Annotated in this window: 16 protein-coding genes and 2 riboswitches; of the genes, 15 read left to right on the plus strand and 1 reads right to left on the minus strand. The window is 32.7% G+C overall.

All coding sequences use genetic code 11. The features are described 5' to 3' along the window. Positions 1-11 precede the first annotated feature (11 nt). On the minus strand, positions 12-1,268 hold the full coding sequence (gene metK, locus JL193_RS12200) for a methionine adenosyltransferase (RefSeq protein WP_207971062.1): 1,257 nt from the start codon (positions 1,266-1,268) through the stop codon (positions 12-14). 499 nt (positions 1,269-1,767) lie between these two features. Further along, positions 1,768-1,904: riboswitch (SAM riboswitch) on the plus strand. A gap of 193 nt (positions 1,905-2,097) precedes the next feature. Between metK and JL193_RS12205 the strand changes: the two genes are divergently transcribed. The 15 genes from JL193_RS12205 to cysM all read left to right on the plus strand — a co-directional run bounded on the left by JL193_RS12205 (position 2,098) and on the right by cysM (position 19,372). Continuing rightward, on the plus strand, positions 2,098-3,372 hold the full coding sequence (locus JL193_RS12205; RefSeq protein WP_207971063.1) for an O-acetylhomoserine aminocarboxypropyltransferase/cysteine synthase family protein: 1,275 nt from the start codon (positions 2,098-2,100) through the stop codon (positions 3,370-3,372). A 44-nt stretch (positions 3,373-3,416) separates the two neighbouring features. Further along, entirely contained in the window at positions 3,417-6,818 is a 3,402-nt protein-coding gene (gene thrA, locus JL193_RS12210) for a bifunctional aspartate kinase/homoserine dehydrogenase I (protein WP_207971064.1), read from the plus strand. Between the two features lie 174 nt (positions 6,819-6,992). After that, positions 6,993-8,159, plus strand: coding sequence for a trans-sulfuration enzyme family protein (locus JL193_RS12215; protein ID WP_207971065.1), 1,167 nt, complete (start codon positions 6,993-6,995; stop codon positions 8,157-8,159). Positions 8,160-8,189: 30 nt separating this feature from the next. Then, positions 8,190-8,603, plus strand: coding sequence for an RrF2 family transcriptional regulator (locus tag JL193_RS12220; RefSeq protein ID WP_207971066.1), 414 nt, complete (start codon positions 8,190-8,192; stop codon positions 8,601-8,603). Positions 8,604-8,834: 231 nt separating this feature from the next. Continuing rightward, positions 8,835-9,098, plus strand: coding sequence for a DUF2061 domain-containing protein (locus JL193_RS12225; RefSeq protein ID WP_207971067.1), 264 nt, complete (start codon positions 8,835-8,837; stop codon positions 9,096-9,098). Further along, a complete protein-coding gene (locus JL193_RS12230) occupies positions 9,098-9,712 on the plus strand; it encodes a phosphoadenosine phosphosulfate reductase domain-containing protein (RefSeq protein ID WP_207971068.1) in 615 nt (204 codons plus the stop codon). Before JL193_RS12225 ends, JL193_RS12230 begins: the two co-directional genes overlap by 1 nt. An 11-nt stretch (positions 9,713-9,723) precedes the next feature. Then, the gene (gene cysD / locus JL193_RS12235) at positions 9,724-10,629 is read left to right on the plus strand and encodes a sulfate adenylyltransferase subunit CysD (RefSeq protein WP_207971069.1); all 906 of its coding nucleotides are present in this window, start codon (positions 9,724-9,726) and stop codon (positions 10,627-10,629) included. 267 nt (positions 10,630-10,896) lie between these two features. Beyond that, the gene (locus tag JL193_RS12240; protein WP_207971070.1) at positions 10,897-12,213 is read left to right on the plus strand and encodes a sulfate adenylyltransferase subunit 1; all 1,317 of its coding nucleotides are present in this window, start codon (positions 10,897-10,899) and stop codon (positions 12,211-12,213) included. A 116-nt stretch (positions 12,214-12,329) separates the two neighbouring features. Next, positions 12,330-14,432, plus strand: a complete 2,103-nt coding sequence (locus JL193_RS12245) for a ferredoxin-like domain-containing protein (RefSeq protein ID WP_207973469.1) — start codon at positions 12,330-12,332, stop codon at positions 14,430-14,432. Positions 14,433-14,524: 92 nt separating this feature from the next. Then, positions 14,525-15,379, plus strand: coding sequence for a uroporphyrinogen-III C-methyltransferase (gene cobA, locus JL193_RS12250; RefSeq protein ID WP_207971071.1), 855 nt, complete (start codon positions 14,525-14,527; stop codon positions 15,377-15,379). 27 nt (positions 15,380-15,406) lie between these two features. After that, positions 15,407-15,979 carry a precorrin-2 dehydrogenase/sirohydrochlorin ferrochelatase family protein gene (locus JL193_RS12255; RefSeq protein ID WP_207971072.1) on the plus strand — a complete coding sequence of 191 codons (573 nt, stop codon included), beginning with the start codon at positions 15,407-15,409 and terminating at the stop codon, positions 15,977-15,979. 160 nt (positions 15,980-16,139) lie between these two features. Beyond that, positions 16,140-17,195: an NAD(P)/FAD-dependent oxidoreductase gene (locus JL193_RS12260; RefSeq protein WP_207971073.1), complete on the plus strand. Its 1,056-nt coding sequence runs from the start codon at positions 16,140-16,142 to the stop codon at positions 17,193-17,195. A 188-nt stretch (positions 17,196-17,383) separates the two neighbouring features. After that, positions 17,384-17,716: a 2Fe-2S iron-sulfur cluster-binding protein gene (locus JL193_RS12265; protein WP_207971074.1), complete on the plus strand. Its 333-nt coding sequence runs from the start codon at positions 17,384-17,386 to the stop codon at positions 17,714-17,716. A gap of 5 nt (positions 17,717-17,721) precedes the next feature. After that, entirely contained in the window at positions 17,722-18,477 is a 756-nt protein-coding gene (gene epsC / locus JL193_RS12270; protein WP_207971075.1) for a serine O-acetyltransferase EpsC, read from the plus strand. Position 18,478: 1 nt separating this feature from the next. Beyond that, positions 18,479-19,372: a cysteine synthase CysM gene (gene cysM, locus JL193_RS12275; protein ID WP_207971076.1), complete on the plus strand. Its 894-nt coding sequence runs from the start codon at positions 18,479-18,481 to the stop codon at positions 19,370-19,372. A gap of 262 nt (positions 19,373-19,634) precedes the next feature. Next, positions 19,635-19,751: riboswitch (SAM riboswitch) on the plus strand. Positions 19,752-19,786: the final 35 nt, after the last annotated feature.

Consider the following 19,786-nt stretch of genomic DNA (forward strand, 5'->3'; position numbering starts at 1 on the left):
AGTTGTTTTTTCTATACCTTAAAAGCTTCTTTTATTTTATCTACATAATCTAACTTTTCCCAAGTAAATGTTTCTACTTCTTCAGAAACAGTTTCTCCCATAGGGTTTGTAAATGTTACTGTTTTAATTTCTGGGGTTCTTCCCATATGGCCATAAGCAGCAGTTTCCGAATAAATGGGGGTTCTTAATTTTAAGCGTTGCTCTATAAAATAAGGGCGCATATCAAAAATTTCTTCCACTTTTTTACTGATTTCTCCATCTGTTAAATCTACAGTAGCAGTTCCGTAAGTTTCTACATTTATACTTGTGGGTTTTGCTACACCAATCGCATAAGAAACTTGTACTAAAACTTCTTTACAAAGGCCTGCTGCAACTAAATTTTTTGCGATGTGTCTTGTGGCATAAGCTCCAGATCGATCTACTTTACTTGGGTCTTTTCCAGAAAAAGCGCCTCCACCATGAGCTCCTTTTCCTCCATAGGTATCTACAATAATTTTACGTCCCGTTAAACCAGTATCTCCATGAGGTCCACCAATTACAAAAACGCCAGTTGGGTTAATGTGGTAGGTAATATCGTTCGTAAATAATTTTTGAATATGGCTTGGCAACTTTGCAACCACTCTAGGAATTAAAATTTCAACAATGTCTTTTTTAATTTTTTCTAACATTACAGCATCAGATTCGTTAAAATCGTCGTGTTGTGTAGAAATTACAATGGCATCTATTCTTTGTGGAACATTATCATCTGAATATTCGATAGTAACCTGGCTTTTAGCATCTGGTCTTAAATAGGTAATGTCTTTATTTTCTCGTCTTAAAAGCGCCAATTCTTTTAACAGTCTGTGAGACAATTCTAAGGCCAAAGGCATGTAGTTTTCGGTCTCGTCAGTGGCATAACCAAACATCATTCCTTGGTCTCCAGCACCTTGTTCTTCTGGTAAAGACCTATCAACTCCTTGGTTAATATCTGGTGATTGTTCGTGTATTGCAGACAAAACTCCACAAGAATTTCCATCGAACATATATTCGCCTTTAGTGTAACCAATTTTATTAATAACTTCTCTTGCAATTTGTTGCACATCTAAATAGGTTTTAGATTTTACCTCTCCAGCCAAAATAACTTGTCCAGTGGTAACCATCGTTTCACAAGCAACTTTACTGTTTTTGTCGAATGCTAAAAAATGATCAATTAAAGCATCAGAAATTTGATCTGCAACCTTGTCTGGATGTCCTTCAGAAACACTTTCTGACGTAAATAAATATGACATAATCTTTTCTTTTTAATATTGAAAAATGATGATTCCTAAAATAATTGTACATTTAGGTTTCTTTAAAATTAGAATTCCCGTAAAAACAAGAATCAGAAAATAGAAATTGATTGCATAGTCGCTAAAAGAAGTAGATAATTACTGCTTTAGCATTTTTATTCTAAACCTGTTTCAAAACCTCATTATAGAAATTCGTTTACAAGTTAGGTACCGGAACAAGTTCAGCACAAGAGGTTGCAATCAGTTCAAATTTTTCCTCTTAAATTCTTTTGCAAAGTTACATTATAAAATGAAATTCCAACATTTTTTAGAGATAATTATTTTTGATGATATCATTAAAACACGAATTTTATAGAAAAAAAATTATCGTTTTTAATGCAAGTTTACAGTGTTTTTTCGCTTCAAAATCGATATAAAATAAAAATAAACCACTTTTTATTTGGATATTAAATTTTTCTAAACATATATTTGCACTCACAAAGTTCAATAACTTATTGAAATGTTATCAAGAAAGGTGGAGGGATTAGACCCTTTGAAACCTTAGCAACCCTTTAGAAATAAAGAAGGTGCTAAATTCTACCCTGTGCTGAACTTAATTTTCGGTATCTCAAAAAAGAGAAAAAGGATAGATAACAAAAAAGAATCTTCTCTCACTAGAAAATTCTATTTTCTTAATAACATTTTTCTAATTCGTACATCAACAAAAATTGATGCATTTGACTTTTGGTTTAATCTAAAATTGATTCACAATATGAAATATTGTGTTTCTTTTGAAAATGTCATTCCTGTGAAAACAGGAATCTAAATTAACTCAAAAAAAAATAGAAAAATGAGTGTACACAAATTAGCAACCCATGCGTTGCACGCAGGACATGATGTAACAGCCAATGGAGGTACAAGAGCTGTTCCAATTTACCAAACATCTTCGTATGTTTTTAACAATGCGGAACATGCTGCAAATCTTTTTTCGTTAAAAGAATTAGGTTTTATTTACACACGTTTAAACAACCCAACCAATCAAATTTTACAAGATCGTTTGGCGGCTGTAGAAGGCGGAATTGGAGCTGTAGTTTTTGCATCTGGAACTGCAGCAATTGCAACAGGTTTGTTAACATTTTTAAAAGCTGGAGACCACATTGTAGCATCCAGCAGTTTGTATGGAGGCACCTATAACTTATTAAATGTAACTTTACCAAGACTAGGTATTAAAACTACGTTTGTAGATGCTTATGAACCAGAAAATTTTAGTAAAGCCGTTCAAGAAAATACAAGAGCATTTTTTGTGGAATCTTTAGGAAACCCAAAATTAGATGTGTTGGATTTAGAAGCAATTTCAGCTCATGCAAAAAAAGCAGAAGTACCATTTATTGTTGATAATACTGTAGCAACTCCAGTTTTATTAAATCCGATTAAATATGGCGCAAACATTGTAATTCATTCTTTAACAAAATATATTGGCGGACAAGGAACTTCTTTAGGAGGTGCAATTATAGATGCTGGAACTTTTAATTGGGCGAATGGAAAATTTCCCGAATTTACAGAACCTTCTGCAGGTTATCATGGGTTAAAATACTACGAAGCTTTAGGGGCAGCATCCTATACTTTTAAATTAATTTTAGAAGGATTGCGTGATTTTGGTGGTGCTTTAAGCCCTACAAATGCGTTTCATATCATTCAAGGTTTAGAAACGTTACCAGTTCGAATTCAAAAGCATTCAGAAAATGCATTGGCTTTGGCAAAATGGTTAGAGCAACAAGAGGAAGTCGCTTGGGTAAATTATCCAGGTTTAGAGAGCAATAAATACAAGAAATTAGCAGATAAATACTTGCCAAAAGGACAAAGCGGAATTGTAACTTTTGGGCCGAAAAAAGGTTTTGAAGCCGCAAAAGCCATTACAGATAAAACCAAAGTATTTTCTTTGTTAGCAAATATTGGAGATACAAAATCGTTAATTATACATCCAGCAAGTACCACACATCAACAATTAAATGCAGCTGCACAAGAAAGCGCAGGAGTAAGTCAAGATTTAATTCGTTTGTCTGTTGGTATTGAAGATTTAGAAGATTTAAAAGCAGATTTAAAAGCGGCTTTTTCAGAAATATAATTAATACGAAAAATAACAAGGGGTTTAAAACCCTTGTTTTAATAATGAAAGACAAATTACAACATATAAAAATCAAGGATTTTACCACAGAATTAGGTGTAAATATTTCGGATATCAATTTAAGTTATCAAGTTTTTGGGCAAGATTTAGGAACAGCACCTGTGGTGTTAATCAATCACGCACTAACTGGAAATAGCGATGTTGCTGGTGAAAAAGGTTGGTGGTTAGATATTGTAGGAAAAGACAAAGCCATAAATACAGATGTATATACCATTTTGTCTTTTAATATTCCAGGAAATGGTTTCGATGGTTTTTTAATTGAAAATTATAAAGATTTTATTGCAAGAGATATCGCAAGAATTTTTTTAAAAGGATTAGTGGAGTTGAAAATAACCCAATTATATGCATTAATTGGAGGTTCTTTAGGTGGGGGAATAGCTTGGGAAATGATTGTTTTAAATCGCAAAATTACCCAACATTTTTTACCCATTGCAACCGATTGGAAATCGACAGATTGGTTGATTGCCAATTGTCAAATTCAGGAACAATTTTTGGTAAATTCTAACAATCCAGTGCACGATGCAAGAATGCATGCCATGTTGTGTTACAGAACACCAGAATCGTTTAAAGCACGTTTTCATCGATCAAAGAAAGAAAATTCAGATATTTTTAACGTAGAAAGTTGGCTATTACACCATGGAAAAAAATTGCAAGAACGCTACCAATTATCTTCCTATAAATTAATGAATCAATTATTAAAAAGTATTGATGTTACTAAAAATGGAGAGAAAAATATAGAAGTTCTCGATCAAATAGAAGCAAATATTCACATTATCGGTGTAGATTCCGATTTGTTTTTTACGGCGGAAGAAAATAGAGAAACCCATAAAAAACTGGCTTTAACAAAAGAAAACGTAACGTATAACGAAATTAATTCTGTGCATGGGCATGATGCATTTTTAATGGAATATGACCAATTACAGAAAATTATAGAACCTATTTTCAATAAAGATTATAGAGCAAAAAAGATGAAAGTATTAAAATTTGGAGGAAAATCTTTAGCCAATGGAAAAGGGTTGGAGAATGCCATAGAAATTATTCTTAACAAACACAAAAACGGAGAAAAAATAACTTTAATTGCTTCTGCAAGAGGAAATACCACAGACGAGTTAGAAAATTTGTTGACTTTAGCTTCTCAACAGAAACCGTATTTAGACGCTTTTGATGCTTTTAAAGATTATCAATTAAAACCCAACCCGAATTTAGATTGCACACAAGAGTTTTTAAAATTGGCAACCATTTTTGAAGGTGTGTATTTATTGGGTGATTATAGCGAAAAAATTAAAGACGAAGTTTTAGCACAAGGCGAATTATTATCCGTAAAATTAGTCGCAAGTTTGTTAGAAGAAAAAGGAATTTCAGCAAACCCAACAGATGCAAGAAAATTAATTATTACAGATGATAATTTTGGAAACGCACAACCAATTTCAGCAATTTCTTCGGAAAATGTTGTGTCTTATTTTAAAGAAAATTCGAAAACTATAAATGTAGTAACAGGTTTTATCGCATCCAATAAAAAAGGAGAAACCACCACTTTAGGTAGAAATGGAAGTAATTACACAGCCGCTTTAATTGCAAATTATTTAGATGCAGCAGAGCTTCAAAATTATACACACGTAAGTGGAATTTTTACGGCGAATCCAGATTTGGTTGCAGACGCAAAAAAAATTGAGCAATTATCGTTTTCAGAAGCGAATGAATTGGCGAATTTCGGAGCGACCATTTTGCATGCAAAAACCATTATTCCATTATTAGAAAAGAACATTAATTTACGTATTTTAAATACCTTTCATAAAGAAGACAAAGGCACATTAATTACCTCAGAATCTTCTACCAAAGGCATAAAATCGATTTCTACCATTAACAATGTTGCCTTATTAAATTTCGAAGGAAGAGGATTGTTAGGTAAAGTAGGTGTAGATGCACGAATTTTTAGAGCTTTAAGTGATAAAAATATTAGTGTAAGTATTATTTCTCAAGGTTCATCCGAAAGAGGAATTGGTTTAATTATCGATGCCAATAGAGCCAACGAAGCTGTTTTAGCATTAGAAAAAGAGTTCGAAAACGATTTTTATTCACAAGACGTAAATCAAATTTCTATTGTCGATAATGTGGCTGTAATTTCTATTATTGGGCAAGATTTAAGCGAATTTCATTTACCTTACAATGCCTTGATTAAAAATCAAATTGTTCCTGTTTTATTCAACAATACCATTACAGGTAAAAATGTGAGTTTGGTCGTAAAGAAAGAGCAATTGCACAAAGCAGTAAACGTAATTCACGGTCAAGTTTTTGGTGTTGCTAAAAAAGTAAACATTGCCATTTTCGGAAAAGGTTTGGTGGGCGGAACATTAATTCATCAGATTTTAGAAAATGCAGCTTCTGTTTTAGAAAGAAGAAAAATTCAATTGAATGTTTTTGCGGTAGCGAATTCTAAAAAAGTATTGCTAAACAAAAACGGAGTTTCCAAAAATTGGGAAGAAGATTTAGAGTCAAAAGGACAAGAAAATATTTCTGTAGATGCTATTATTTCGTTTGCAAAAGCGAATCATTTCGAGAATTTAATTGCGGTAGATAATACTGCAAGTGTACCATTTGTAGCCAATTACATTCCGTTAATAGAAGCAGGTTTCGATTTGGTTTCTTGTAATAAAATAGCAAACACCTTGTCTTTTAATTTTTATAAAGAATTAAGAAAAAAATTAAAAGAATACAAAAAACAATACTTGTATGAAACGAATGTGGGTGCAGGTTTGCCTTTAATTGATACCATTCGTTTACTGCACGAATCTGGAGAAAATATTACCAAAATTAGAGGCGTTTTCTCTGGAAGTTTAAGTTATTTATTCAATACTTTTTCTGAAGAAAACAAACCTTTTTCTGAAGTTTTACAAGCAGCAATTAACGCAGGATTTACAGAGCCAGACCCAAGAGAAGATTTAGGCGGAAATGACGTCGCTAGAAAATTACTAATTTTAGCAAGAGAATTAGATTTAGAAAATGAATTTGCAGACGTAAAAATTCAGAATTTAATTCCAGAAAATTTAAGAGAAGGTAATGTTGATGATTTCTTATTAAATTTAGAAGTGCTGAATGAAGAATATCAACAAATAAAAGAAAGTCAAAAAGAAAACCACGTTTTAAGATATATTGGAGAATTAAGTGGAGATTTATCACAAGAAACAGGAAATTTAGATGTAAAATTGGTATCTGTTTCTAAAAATTCTCCTTTAGGTTCTTTAAAAGGTTCAGACGCAATTTTTGAAATTTATACAGAATCTTATGGAGAGCAACCCATTGTAATCCAAGGAGCAGGAGCAGGTTCTAAAGTAACAGCCAGAGGCGTTTTTGGAGATATTCTAAGACTGGCAAAACATAATAATTAAAAAAGTAGGCAGTTTTCAGTTGGCAGTATTTCAGTCAAAAAAAACTGATTTATAAAAAATAAAAGAAACAAGAAACAAGATAAAAGAGATAAGAATCAAGAGAAGAACGATACGTTTTTAGTCTTGATGCTTTCTTCTAAAAGCATTAGCGGTCTTCATTCTAAACACCACAATATGAACAAACATTTCGAAACAGAAGCCATTAGAAATCAAACAGAAAGAACACAATTTTCTGAACATTCTACACCCTTATATTTAACCTCAAGTTTTGTTTTTGATGATGCAGAAGATATGAGAGCTTCCTTCGCAGAAGAAAAACAACGTAATTTATACAGCAGGTTCACAAACCCAAATACCACAGAATTTACTAATAAAATTGTACAAATGGAAGGTGCAGAAGCAGGTTATGCTTTTGCAACAGGAATGTCTGCCATTTTCTCTACATTTGCAGCGTTGTTAAACGCTGGCGATCACGTGGTTTCTTGTCGTTCGGTTTTTGGTTCTACACACAGCATGTTTACCAAATTTTTACCAAAATGGAATATCAAAACATCCTATTTTAAAGTAGATGAAGTAGAGTTGGTAGAAAGTTTAATTCAAGAAAACACCAAAATTTTATATATAGAAACACCTACAAACCCTGCTGTAGATATTTTAGATTTAGAATTGATTGGTAAAATTGCAAAAAAGCATAATCTTATTTTTATTGTAGATAATTGTTTTGCAACACCTTACATTCAGCAACCCATTAAATTTGGCGCAGATTTGGTAATTCATTCAGCCACAAAATTAATAGACGGACAAGGAAGAGTTTTAGGAGGAGTTACAGTTGGAAACAAAGAATTGATGCGAGAAATTTATTTATTCGCAAGAAACACAGGGCCAGCCATGTCTCCTTTTAATGCCTGGGTTTTATCAAAAAGTTTAGAAACATTAGCAATTAGAGTAGAAAAGCACTGTGAAAATGCGTTAAAAGTTGCGCAGTTTTTAGAAGGAAACGAAAATGTACAATTGGTAAAATATCCATTTTTAAAATCGCATCCACAATATAATGTGGCAAAAAATCAGATGAAATTAGGTGGAAATATCGTTGCTTTCGAAATAAAAGGAGGCATAGAAGCTGGAAGAAAATTTCTCAACAACATAAAAATGTGTTCACTTTCTGCCAATTTAGGAGACACAAGAACCATTGTTACACATCCATCTTCTACAACTCATGGAAGACTTTCAGAAGAAGACAGATTAGAAGTCGGAATTACAAATGGTTTGGTTCGTGTTTCTGTAGGATTAGAAAATGTAACAGACATAATTACCGATTTAGAACAAGCATTAAACGTTTAAATTGCAGAAATTTCTGTAAATTTGTTACTTATGCTATCTAAAAAAACAAAATACGGAATTAAAGCGCTTACCTATTTGGCAAAACAGGAAAATAAAACGCCTGTTCAAATCGCTACGATTTCTAAAAGTGAAAATATTTCACTTAAATTTTTAGAAAGTATTTTGTTAACACTTCGTAAAAACGGAATTTTAGGTTCCAAAAAAGGCAAAGGTGGTGGGTATTACTTACTAAAAGAACCTTCCGAAATTCAAATGACAGCAATCATGCGTATTTTAGAAGGTCCCATATCTATGGTGCCTTGTGTGAGCTTAAACTTCTACGAAAAATGCGACGATTGCCCAGATGAAAAGGCTTGCGCTGTTCATAATTTAATGCTAAAAGTTAGAGATAGTACACTGCAAATCTTTAGAAATACAACATTATCAGACTTGTGTAAATGCTAATTGTAAGGCATAATAACGCCTTTTTTATATTTAATTTCTTTTTCTCTTTTAATACTGCAAGCTAATTGTTAATTCATTTGCATATTCACAAATATACATTCTTATTTTTAATAATCTACTAAATCTATAGGGTAATTATAAATTTCTTCTTTTTTATGCTGTTTATGTTTAAATAATGCACTATGTTTGCATACCCTATTAAACAAATAGGGTAATAAAAAGTAAATTATTATGATTTTAGATCAGATGATTTTTAATAAAAGTGAAACAAAAGCAAGTTTCGAAGAAGACAAAACTTCAGAAAAACCTTTGCGAAGTATAGCAAAAGCATTAAGCTGGAGGGTAATTGGAACGTTAGATACATTGGTGGTTTCTTATTTTTTAACAGGAAAAATAGTATTGGCAGCCTCCATAGCCTCTGTAGATTTTTTAACAAAACTAGTGTTGTATTTCTTTCATGAAAGAATTTGGAACAAAATAAAATGGGGAAAATAATGAGTTTAGATATTCAGCAAATAAATAAAGAATTGGCAGATAAAAATCCGTTAGAGATTATCAAATGGGCAATTTCAATTGCAAAAAACCCGGTAATAACTACCAATTTTAGGCCTTACGAAGTGGCTATTTTAAATGCAGTTACCAAAGTAAAAAAAGACATAAAAGTTATTTGGTGCGATACAGGTTACAACACTGTTCAGACCTATAAACATGCAGAGGAAATCATAGAAAAATTAAATTTAAACATCCAACTTTATGTTCCAAAACAAACAGTTGCACATAGAAATGTGGTTTTAGGAGTTCCTTCAATAGACGATAAGAAACATCAACTTTTTACAGAACAAGTAAAATTAGAACCTTTTGCAAGAGCAATGCAAGAGCACCAACCAGATGTTTGGTTTACAAATTTAAGAAAAGGGCAAACCGCTTTTAGAGATAGCATCGATATCGTATCAAAAAGTAAAGACGGTATTATAAAAGTAAGTCCTTTTTATCATTGGTCAGATGAAGATTTAGATACGTATTTAGAGCAATACAATTTGCCAAACGAATTTACCTATTTCGACCCAACAAAAGTAGAAAGCAATAGAGAATGTGGTTTGCATATCTAAAAGACATGATTATGAATCAAAAAACATTACAAGTAGATGCTTTAGAAAGTGAAGCAATTTATATACTCAGAGAAGTCGTAGCACAATTCGAAAAACCTGTGCTGCTATTTTCTGGCGGAAAAGACAGTATTACATTAGTTCGTTTAGCACAAAAAGCATTTTTTCCCGCAAAAATTCCCTTTCCTTTAATGCATATAGATACTGGGCACAATTTTCCAGAAACCATCGAGTTTAGAGATCGTTTAACACGAGAATTAGGTGTAGAATTAATCGTAAGAAACGTGCAAGACAATATCGATAATGGAACAGTAAAAGAAGAAACAGGAAGGTATGCAAGTAGAAATATGCTGCAAACAGAAACATTGTTAGATGCTATCGAAGAATTTGGTTTCGACGCCTGTATTGGTGGCGCAAGAAGAGACGAAGAAAAAGCAAGAGCCAAAGAAAGAATTTTTTCTGTAAGAGACGATTTTGGGCAATGGGACGAAAAAAACCAACGTCCAGAAGTGTTTGACATGTTAAATGGAAAAATAGATTTAGGACAAAATGTACGTGTTTTTCCAATTTCTAATTGGACAGAGCTAGATGTTTGGTCTTACATTAAAAAAGAAAACATCGAAATTCCTTCCATTTATTTCGCTCACAAAAGAAAAACTTTTTTAAGAGACGGTTTAATTTGGTCTGCAGACGATGCTGTGGTTTTTAGAGACGAAGAAGAAAAAGTCGAAGAAAGAATGGTTCGTTTTAGAACGGTTGGCGACATGAGTTGTACAGCTGCAGTTTTATCCAATGCAGTAGATATTGCAAAAGTGGTCGAAGAAATTAGAGATTCTTCCATTTCAGAAAGAGGCGCAAGAATCGACGATAAACGCTCGGAAGCCGCCATGGAAAAGAGAAAACAACAAGGATATTTTTAAAGTTATTTGGGCGTTTTAACGGGCTTTCCACTATATCTTTTTAGTTTTGTTCTCGATACAAATTTGTTCATTCTTCACAAATTAACTCGAACTGACAACTAAAAAGGATGCCACTTCAATCCCTAACGCACTTATTTAATAACAACTTACAAGTCTCAAAAGCTTGTAATTATTAAAAAAATAAAAAAACTACCCTGCAAGATTTCAAAAACCTTGTAGGTATTAAAATAAAATTTCTTCCTTCGATGGAAGTTTAGTATTGGCTTTATGAAAGATACAAAAACACAAACAAACTCAACTACTTCTTCCTCTTTGGAAAAGGCTGGATTAGGGCACTTAAAAATAGCAACAGCAGGAAGTGTAGATGATGGTAAAAGCACCTTAATTGGGCGTTTATTATACGACACAAAATCGTTAACAGACGATAAGTTAGAAGCAATTCAAGAAAAAAGCAAACAAAGAGGTTTCGATTATTTAGATTTCTCTTTAGCCACAGATGGTTTGGTGGCAGAAAGAGAACAAGGAATAACTATTGATGTTGCACATATTTACTTTTCAACAAGAAAAAAGAGTTTCATCATTGCAGATACTCCAGGTCATATCGAATACACAAGAAATATGGTTACTGGGGCTTCAACAGCACAAGCTTCTATCGTTTTAATCGATGCAAGAAATGGCGTTGTAGAACAAACCTATCGTCATTTTTTTATCAATAATTTATTACGAATTAAAGATGTTGTCATTGCCATTAATAAGATGGATTTGGTTAATTTTTCTGAAGAAAAATACAACATCATTAAAGGAGAAATCGAATATTTAGCAAGCAAAAGCGAATATAAAAATCAGAACTTAACATTCATTCCTTTGTCGGCTTTAGAAGGCGATAATGTAGTTACACCATCAAAAAACATGCCTTGGTATAAAGGAGAAACATTATTACATCATTTAGAGAGGTTAGATGCAGAAGACATTAATGAAGTTTCACAAACACGTTTTCCAGTACAAACAGTCATTAGACCCAAAACAGAAGAACACCACGATTTTAGAGGTTATGCAGGTAAAATTTATGGAGGCGATTTCGAAGTTGGAGATCAAGTAGCTGTGTTGCCATCACAAACAAAATCAACCATAAAAAGCATTCATTTTTTTAATGAAGAATTTACAAGAGCAAAAAGCGGAAGTTCTGTAACCATCACTTTAAACGACAATGTAAATGTAAGCAGAGGAGATATGTTGGTAAAAATAGATGAAGAACCAACCATTACCAAGCAACTAAATGCTACCATTTGTTGGATGGACAAAGAACCATTGCAAGCGTCTCAAAAATATTACATAAAACATGGTGTAAATGATGCACAAGCAAAAATTACACAATTAAATACAATTATTAAAACAGATTTTTCAGGAAAAATCGAAAATCCATCAGCATTAGAACTGAATCAAATAGGAGACATTCAATTAAAATTAAGCAAACCGTTGTTGGTAGATGCTTACAACAAAAACAAATCAAATGGTGCGTTTATTTTAATCAATCCAAAAACAAACAATACAGTTGGGGTTGGTTTTATAAAAAGCCCCCTTTAATCCCCCAAAGTGGGAATTTAGCAAGTTTGCTAATAAAAAATAGAAAATAATTAACAATATTCTTACGCCCGAGTGAGAATTCCTTCCCTTTGGGAAGGTTAGGATGGGCTTTTAATATGCAAAGTTTTAGAACCGAAATAGAAAATCCAGTTGTAGAAAAAGACATTCTGGAATTAGAGCGAAAAATTCAGCTTTTTAAAGAAGGAAAAATAGACGAAGAACGTTTTAGAAGTTTACGTTTGGCGAGAGGCGTTTATGGTCAGCGTCAATTTGGCGTTCAAATGATTCGTATAAAATTACCTTTTGGTAGAGTTACTAGCGAACAATTACACAGAATTGCAGATGTTTCAGATGAATATTCTCGTGGAAGATTGCACATTACTACAAGGCAAGATATTCAAATTCACCATGTAAGTTTAGATAGAACTCCAGAATTGTGGGCGCAATTAGAAAAAGACGATATTACTTTGCGTGAAGCGTGTGGAAATGCGGTTAGAAATGTAACAGCATCAGAAACTGCTGGTATCGATATTAACGAACCTTTTGATGTTTCGCCTTATGCAGATGCAACGTTTAAATTCTTTTTAAGAAACCCAATTTGTCAAGAAATGGGTCGTAAATTTAAGATATCTTTTTCAGGAACAGATAACGATACTGCCATTAGTTTTATTCACGATTTAGGCTTTATAGCAAAAGTAAAAACCGAAAACGGAATCACAAAAAAAGGGTTTAAAGTCTTATTAGGTGGTGGTTTAGGCTCGCAACCAAGACATGCAGATGTTATTTACGAATTTTTAGAGGAAGACCTTTTAATTCCGACTATAGAAGGAGTTTTAAGAATTTTCGACAGATTTGGCGAACGTGCAAAAAGAGCCAAAGCAAGATTAAAATTTTTGGTAAAAGATTTAGGTTTTGAAGCTTTTTTAGAGTTGGTTGCAGATGAAGTAAATGCATTAGAAAACAAAAAGTTTAAAGTAGATACTTCTGCATTTGAACAACCCATTGTTTTTCAAGAAACAGCAATTCCTTCCGTAAAAATTGAAGATGAAACAGCTTATCAAAAATGGAAGGAAACTAACGTTATTAAACAAAAGCAAGAAGGTTTATTTGCCATTGGTTTAAAAATACATTTAGGAGATTTTTACACACCAAAAGCGAGATTGTTAGCAGACTTGGTAAAGAAATATGCAGCAAACGAAATCCGTTTAACTTTACGTCAAAATATTTTAATTCGCCATGTTAGAGAAGAAGTATTGCCATTTTTTTATGTTGAATTGCAAAAACTAGGTTTCGCAAAAGCAGGGTACAATTCTACAGCAGATATTACAGCTTGTCCAGGAACAGACACCTGTAATTTAGGAATTTCGAGCAGTACAGGAATTGCAGTAGAGCTAGAAAAAGTATTGGAAAACGAATATCCAAAGTATTTAAACAATAAAGAAATCGCCATTAAAATTAGTGGTTGTATGAATGCTTGTGGGCAACACAATATGGCACATATTGGTTTCCAAGGAATGTCAATTAAAGTTGGGAATTTACAAGCACCAGCATTACAAATTTTAATTGGTGGAGGAATTTTAGGCGATGGAAAAGGTCGTTTTTCAGACAAATTGGTAAAAGTACCAAGCAAAAGAGGCCCAGAAGCATTGCGTATTTTATTAAATGATATTGAAGAAAATCAGCAAGAAAAAGAGACTTTTTTAGAATATTACGACAGGCAAGGAAAAACATATTTCTACGATTTATTAAAAGGATTGCAAGACACCACAAATTTAGAACCTAACGATTTTATCGATTGGGGGCATTCAGAAAACTACGTAAAAGCAATTGGAGTAGGAGAATGTGCAGGAGTTGTAATCGATTTAATTGCGACACTTTTATTCGAAAGTGAAGAAAAAATTACCAATTCAGAAGAAGCCTTAAAAGAGCATCAGTTTTCAGATAGTATATATCACGCATATACATCTTTGGTAAATACAGCAAAAGCATTATTAATTGCCGAAAATGTAAAAACAAATACCCAAGCAGGCATTATTAGTGATTTTCAGAAACATTTTATAGACACAAATAAGTTCGAAATAAATGGTTCTTTCGAAGATTTAGTATATCAAATTAAAAAACAAGCACCTACCAAAACGTTTGCAGAAAGTTATTTAAATGATGCAAAATTATTTTATAAAAAAGCAGATGCGTTTAGAACTGTTGAAGTTGGGAGTTAAGATTTTAGAATTAAGAATTAAGTCAGAAAAGACTTATGACATAAGACTGCAAGATTGTTGCAAACATATGTTTGAAATAAATTAGTTAGAAAATGAATAATTATAATAACAAAATAACAGAGTCTGTATTTCCCTCTTTTGGGGATAAAAGGGGGTTTTTAACAGTAGTTGGCGCTGGTCCTGGAGATGTAGATTTAATTACAGTAAAAGCAATTAAAGTTTTAAAAAAGGCAGAGGTTGTTTTATATGATGCTTTGGTAAATGAAGAATTGTTAGACTTTGTAAATCCAAATGCAGAACTCATTTTTGTAGGAAAAAGAAGAGGTTGTTATAGATATCAGCAAGAACAAATTAACGAGTTAATTGTAGCAAGAGCAAAAACACACAAACATGTAGTTCGTTTAAAAGGTGGAGATCCTTTTATTTTTGGAAGAGGTGCAGAAGAAATGGAATATGCAGCAAGTTTTGGAATCGAAACGGCGATGGTTCCAGGAATTTCGTCTTCATTGGCGGTTCCTGCGTATCAAAATATTCCAATAACAAAACGCGGAAGCGCAGAAAGTTTTTGGGTAATTACAGGAACTACAAAAGAACACAAATTATCGAATGATGTGGCACTGGCAGCGAAATCCAATGCAACAGTAGTTGTACTAATGGGAATGGGAAAATTGCCAGAAATTATCAAATTATTTCAAAAAGAAAAGAAAAACAATTTGCCAGTTGCCATCATCCAAAATGGAACAAGAAGTAACGAAAAAGTAGGAATTGGAACAGTAAACACCATTTTAAATGTAGTTAAAGAAAAAGAATTAAGCAATCCTGCAATTATTGTTTTGGGCGAAGTTGTAAAACATCGTGAAAAATTATCAGAAATCAAAAGTTTTAGTGACAAGAACCAAGACAATATCACGCAACCGCAAGAAAGGGTTTTACAATTACACGAATAAACAATTACACAACTACACAATACTATAATGGAACAAAACGAATTATATCCTATTTTTTTAAAAACGCAGCAATTAGAAACTTTAATAGTTGGTGGAGGTTTTGTAGCATTAGAAAAATTATCTTTTTTGTTGAAGTCGAGTCCGAATTCGAAAGTAACGATGGTTGCTCCTTTTTTTAGAGAAGAAACTCGAGAATTGGCAAATAAGTTCGGAGTAAAAATGATTGTTGATGAGTATAAAAAAAAATATTTATCAAACAAAAATATTGTCATTGCAACTACAGATAAAGAAGCTGTAAATATTCAAATTTACAAAGATTGTAAAGAAAAAAATATTATGGTAAATGTGGCAGATAATCCTCCCTATTGCGATTTTTATATGGGTGGCATTGTAACCAAAGGAAATGTAAAAATTGCGATTTCCACAAACGGAAAATCACCCACAACAGCCAAAAGGTTGCGTCAGTTTTTTGAAGATGTAATTCCAGAAAATATAGACGATTTAGTAAATAATTTAAACGAATATAGAAAAACCATCAAAGGAAACTTTGAAGAAAAAGTAGAAAAACTAAACGAATTTACAAAGAGTTTGGTGGAATAAGTTTGCAGTTGACAGTGACAGTTTGCAGAAAAAAAAGAGATCTTTCGACTTCATTACATTTCGCTCAAGATGACAAAAGTTTGTCATTTCGAACGAAGCTTTTGCGAAGTTGAGAAATCTAAACAAAAATTTAAATAATATTAGGATTATAAAAAAGAATATGATTACAACAGACATACTAATTATTGGAGCAGGACCCACAGGATTATTTACCGTTTTTGAAGCAGGTTTATTAAAATTAAAGTGTCATTTAATAGACGCTTTACCACAGCCTGGAGGGCAATGTTCAGAAATTTATCCAAAAAAACCAATTTATGATATTCCTGCATATCCAGAAATTTTAGCAGGAGACTTAACAAAGAATTTATTGGAACAAATAAAACAATTCGAACCAGGTTTTACCTTAGGAGAAAGAGCAGAAACAATAGACAAACAAGAAGATGGTACTTTTATTGTAACGACAAATAAAGGCACAAAACATCATGCAAAAGTGGTAGCAATTGCAGGTGGTTTGGGGTCTTTCGAACCAAGAAAACCACTGCTCGAAAATATTACAAATTTCGAAGATAAAGGAGTGGAATACATTATTAAAGAACCAGAATTGTACAGAAATAAAAAAGTGGTAATTTCTGGGGGTGGAGACTCTGCTTTAGATTGGGCAATTTTCTTATCAGATGTAGCTTCAGAAGTTACTCTAATTCACAGAAGAAACGAATTTAGAGGTGCTTTAGATTCTGTTGAAAAAGTACAAGAATTAAAAAACTTAGGAAAAATCAACTTAATTACACCTGCAGAAGTAAAAGGAATTTTAGGAGCGGAAAAAGTAACAGGAGTTGTGGTTGAGAAAAAAGGCGAAGATGGTTTTATTATAGATACAGATCATTTTATTCCACTTTTTGGATTGTCACCAAAATTAGGACCAATTGGTAGTTGGGGTCTAGAAATCGAGAAGAATGCCATTAAAGTGAATAATGCTTTAGATTATCAAACCAATATTCCAGGAATTTATGCCATTGGAGATGTAAATACCTACCCAGGAAAATTAAAACTAATTTTATGCGGGTTCCACGAAGCAACTTTAATGTGCCAAAGTGCCTATAAAAGAATTTTTCCAGATAAAAAATATGTAATGAAATACACAACTGTAGGTGGTGTAGATGGTTTTGATGGAACAAGAAAAGAAGCACCAAAAGCTGTAGTTAAAGCGATTCAGTAATTAAAAATAACTTCCTTCAAGGTTTCAAAAACCTTGTAGGTATCTTTTATTGTTAGGTTTTTATGTTTTTTTAGACAATATATTTAGCCATTAAATGATAATTAGTAATAGACCTCATTGGGTTGTAAAACTAGAGAGGTTTAATCAATCAAATTCCTTATTTTTGGTTGCAATAAATACCGATAAGAATGAGTTTAGACATCAATCTTAAAATAACAGACAGAAATGGAGTAACGCACGATATAGTTGCACCAACAGATATGGCAATGAATCTAATGGAAGTTGTTCGTTCGTACGAATTAGCAGAAGAAGGAACCATTGGTATTTGTGGTGGAATGGCAATGTGTGCTTCGTGCCAATGCTATGTAAAATCAGCCCACGAATTGCCAGAAATGTCAGATGATGAAGACGCAATGTTAGCAGAAGCATTTCATGTAGAAGACAATAGTAGATTGGGTTGTCAGATTCAAATTACACCAGAAATTGATGGTTTAGAAGTAGAATTAGCGCCAGAATCGTAATAAAAATGAAAGAAGTAGCACAAAAGGTTTCCGTAGAAAATTATAGCATGTGCTTAAGAGATGCTGTAGAGATTTTTACAAAAGAATTGATAAATTGTTTGTTTGATGAAGATTATCAGCAAAAAAAAGGAGGAGACACTAAAAATAAATTCTTTAAAATTTTAGAAAGATTATCTATTAATAATGAAGATTGTTCTTGGGCGGCCTTTGAAAATTCATTTCCAGAAATAAGAAGAAAATTAGATTTAGATGCTTTTGCAGCGTTAAAATCAGATCCAGCCGCAAAAAGTTTACGAGAAATTTATTTGGCCTATCCTGGCTTTTATGCAATTGCAGTGTATCGATTAAGTAATCAACTATTAAAACAAGAAATTCCTGTTTTACCAAGAATGATGAGCGAGTTTGCGCACAGTGCAACAGGAACAGATATTCATCCAGGAGCAGAAATTGGCGACTCGTTTTTTATAGATCATGCAACCGGAATTGTAATTGGAGAAACCACCATCATTAAAAATAATGTCACTATTTTTCAAGGAGTTACCTTAGGAGGCATTCAAGTAAAAAAAAGTATGGCTTCTACAAAACGCCATCCAACCATAGAAAGTAATGTAATTATTTACGCAAATGCAACTATTTTAGGTGGAGATGTTGTAATTGGAGAAAATTCAATCATTGGAGCAAATGTTTGCATTACAGAAACTGTATCACCAAATACAATAGTTACTGTAGAGTCAAATAATTTTATTACAAAAAGAAAATAAAATGAAAACGAAAAGCATTATAGATTTTGTTGGAAACACACCTTTGGTGGAAGCACAAAACATATTCAAAAAAGAAGGCGTTACTTTATTGCTAAAATTAGAAGGAAATAATCCTGGTGGAAGCGTAAAAGATAGAGCCGCTTACAATATGATTTCTGAAGCCCTAAGAAGAAAAAATATTAAAAAAGGAGATACTTTAGTGGAAGCAACCAGTGGAAACACAGGAATTGCTTTGGCCTTAATGGCAAAGGTTTTAGGGGTAAAAATGGTATTGGTAATGCCAGAAAATTCTACAATTGAAAGAGTAAAAACCATGCGTGCTTACGGAGCAAAAGTACATTTAACTCCACAAGAAGCAGGTATGGAAGGTTCCATAGACTATGCTTTAAAGCTAAAATACAAAAAAGGATATTTTAGACTAAATCAGTTTGATAATACAGACAACTGCAAGGCACATTACAAAACCACAGGACCAGAAATTTGGAGAGATACAGAAGGAGAAGTAACACATTTTGTTTCTGCAATGGGAACCACAGGAACCATTATGGGCGTTTCAGACTATTTAAAAGAGCAAAATAAAAACATTAACATTATTGGTGCGCAACCTAAAGACGGAGCAAGAATTCCTGGAATTAGAAAATGGCGTAAAGAATATTTGCCAGCTATTTTTAACGCTTCAAAAGTAGATACAATAATGGAAGTAAGCGCAGAAGAAGCCACAGAAATGACCAGAAGATTAGCTACCGAAGAAGGCATTTTTGCAGGCATGAGTAGTGGAGGTTCTGTGGCAACAGCAGTTAAAGTTGCCCAAAAATTAGACAAAGGCGTAGTAGTTGCCATTATTTGCGATAGAGGAGACCGATATTTGTCTTCAACTCTTTTCGAAAAAGAATAGAAAAACAACGAGGCTATCACAAAAGTAAATTTAGCTGTTATTGTAAGCATTACTAAAATCAACATATATTTTGATTGAAAGTAGCGAACGAAGTTATCGAAAAATTTAAAATATTGAAATTCAATAAATAAGATTTCTCCATTGCAGTCGAAATAACAAATTCTAATACTTTTAAGACGGCTTCTTAAATTTAAGAACAATAATTCCGCAAATAAAGTATTTTATATTACATTTGCAACTTAGTTCATAAACTTATTGATTTACGTTATCACGAAAGGCAGAGGGATTAGACCCATTGAAGCCTTGGCAACCTCTCACTTTTGAGAAAGGTGCTACATTCTACCTGTACTGAACTTGTTTCAGTACCTTTTGATAAGATTCACTTAGCAAAAGAAACGGACAGATAACAGCGAA

The organism is Polaribacter batillariae (assembly GCF_017498485.1).
Taxonomy (GTDB): domain Bacteria; phylum Bacteroidota; class Bacteroidia; order Flavobacteriales; family Flavobacteriaceae; genus Polaribacter; species Polaribacter batillariae.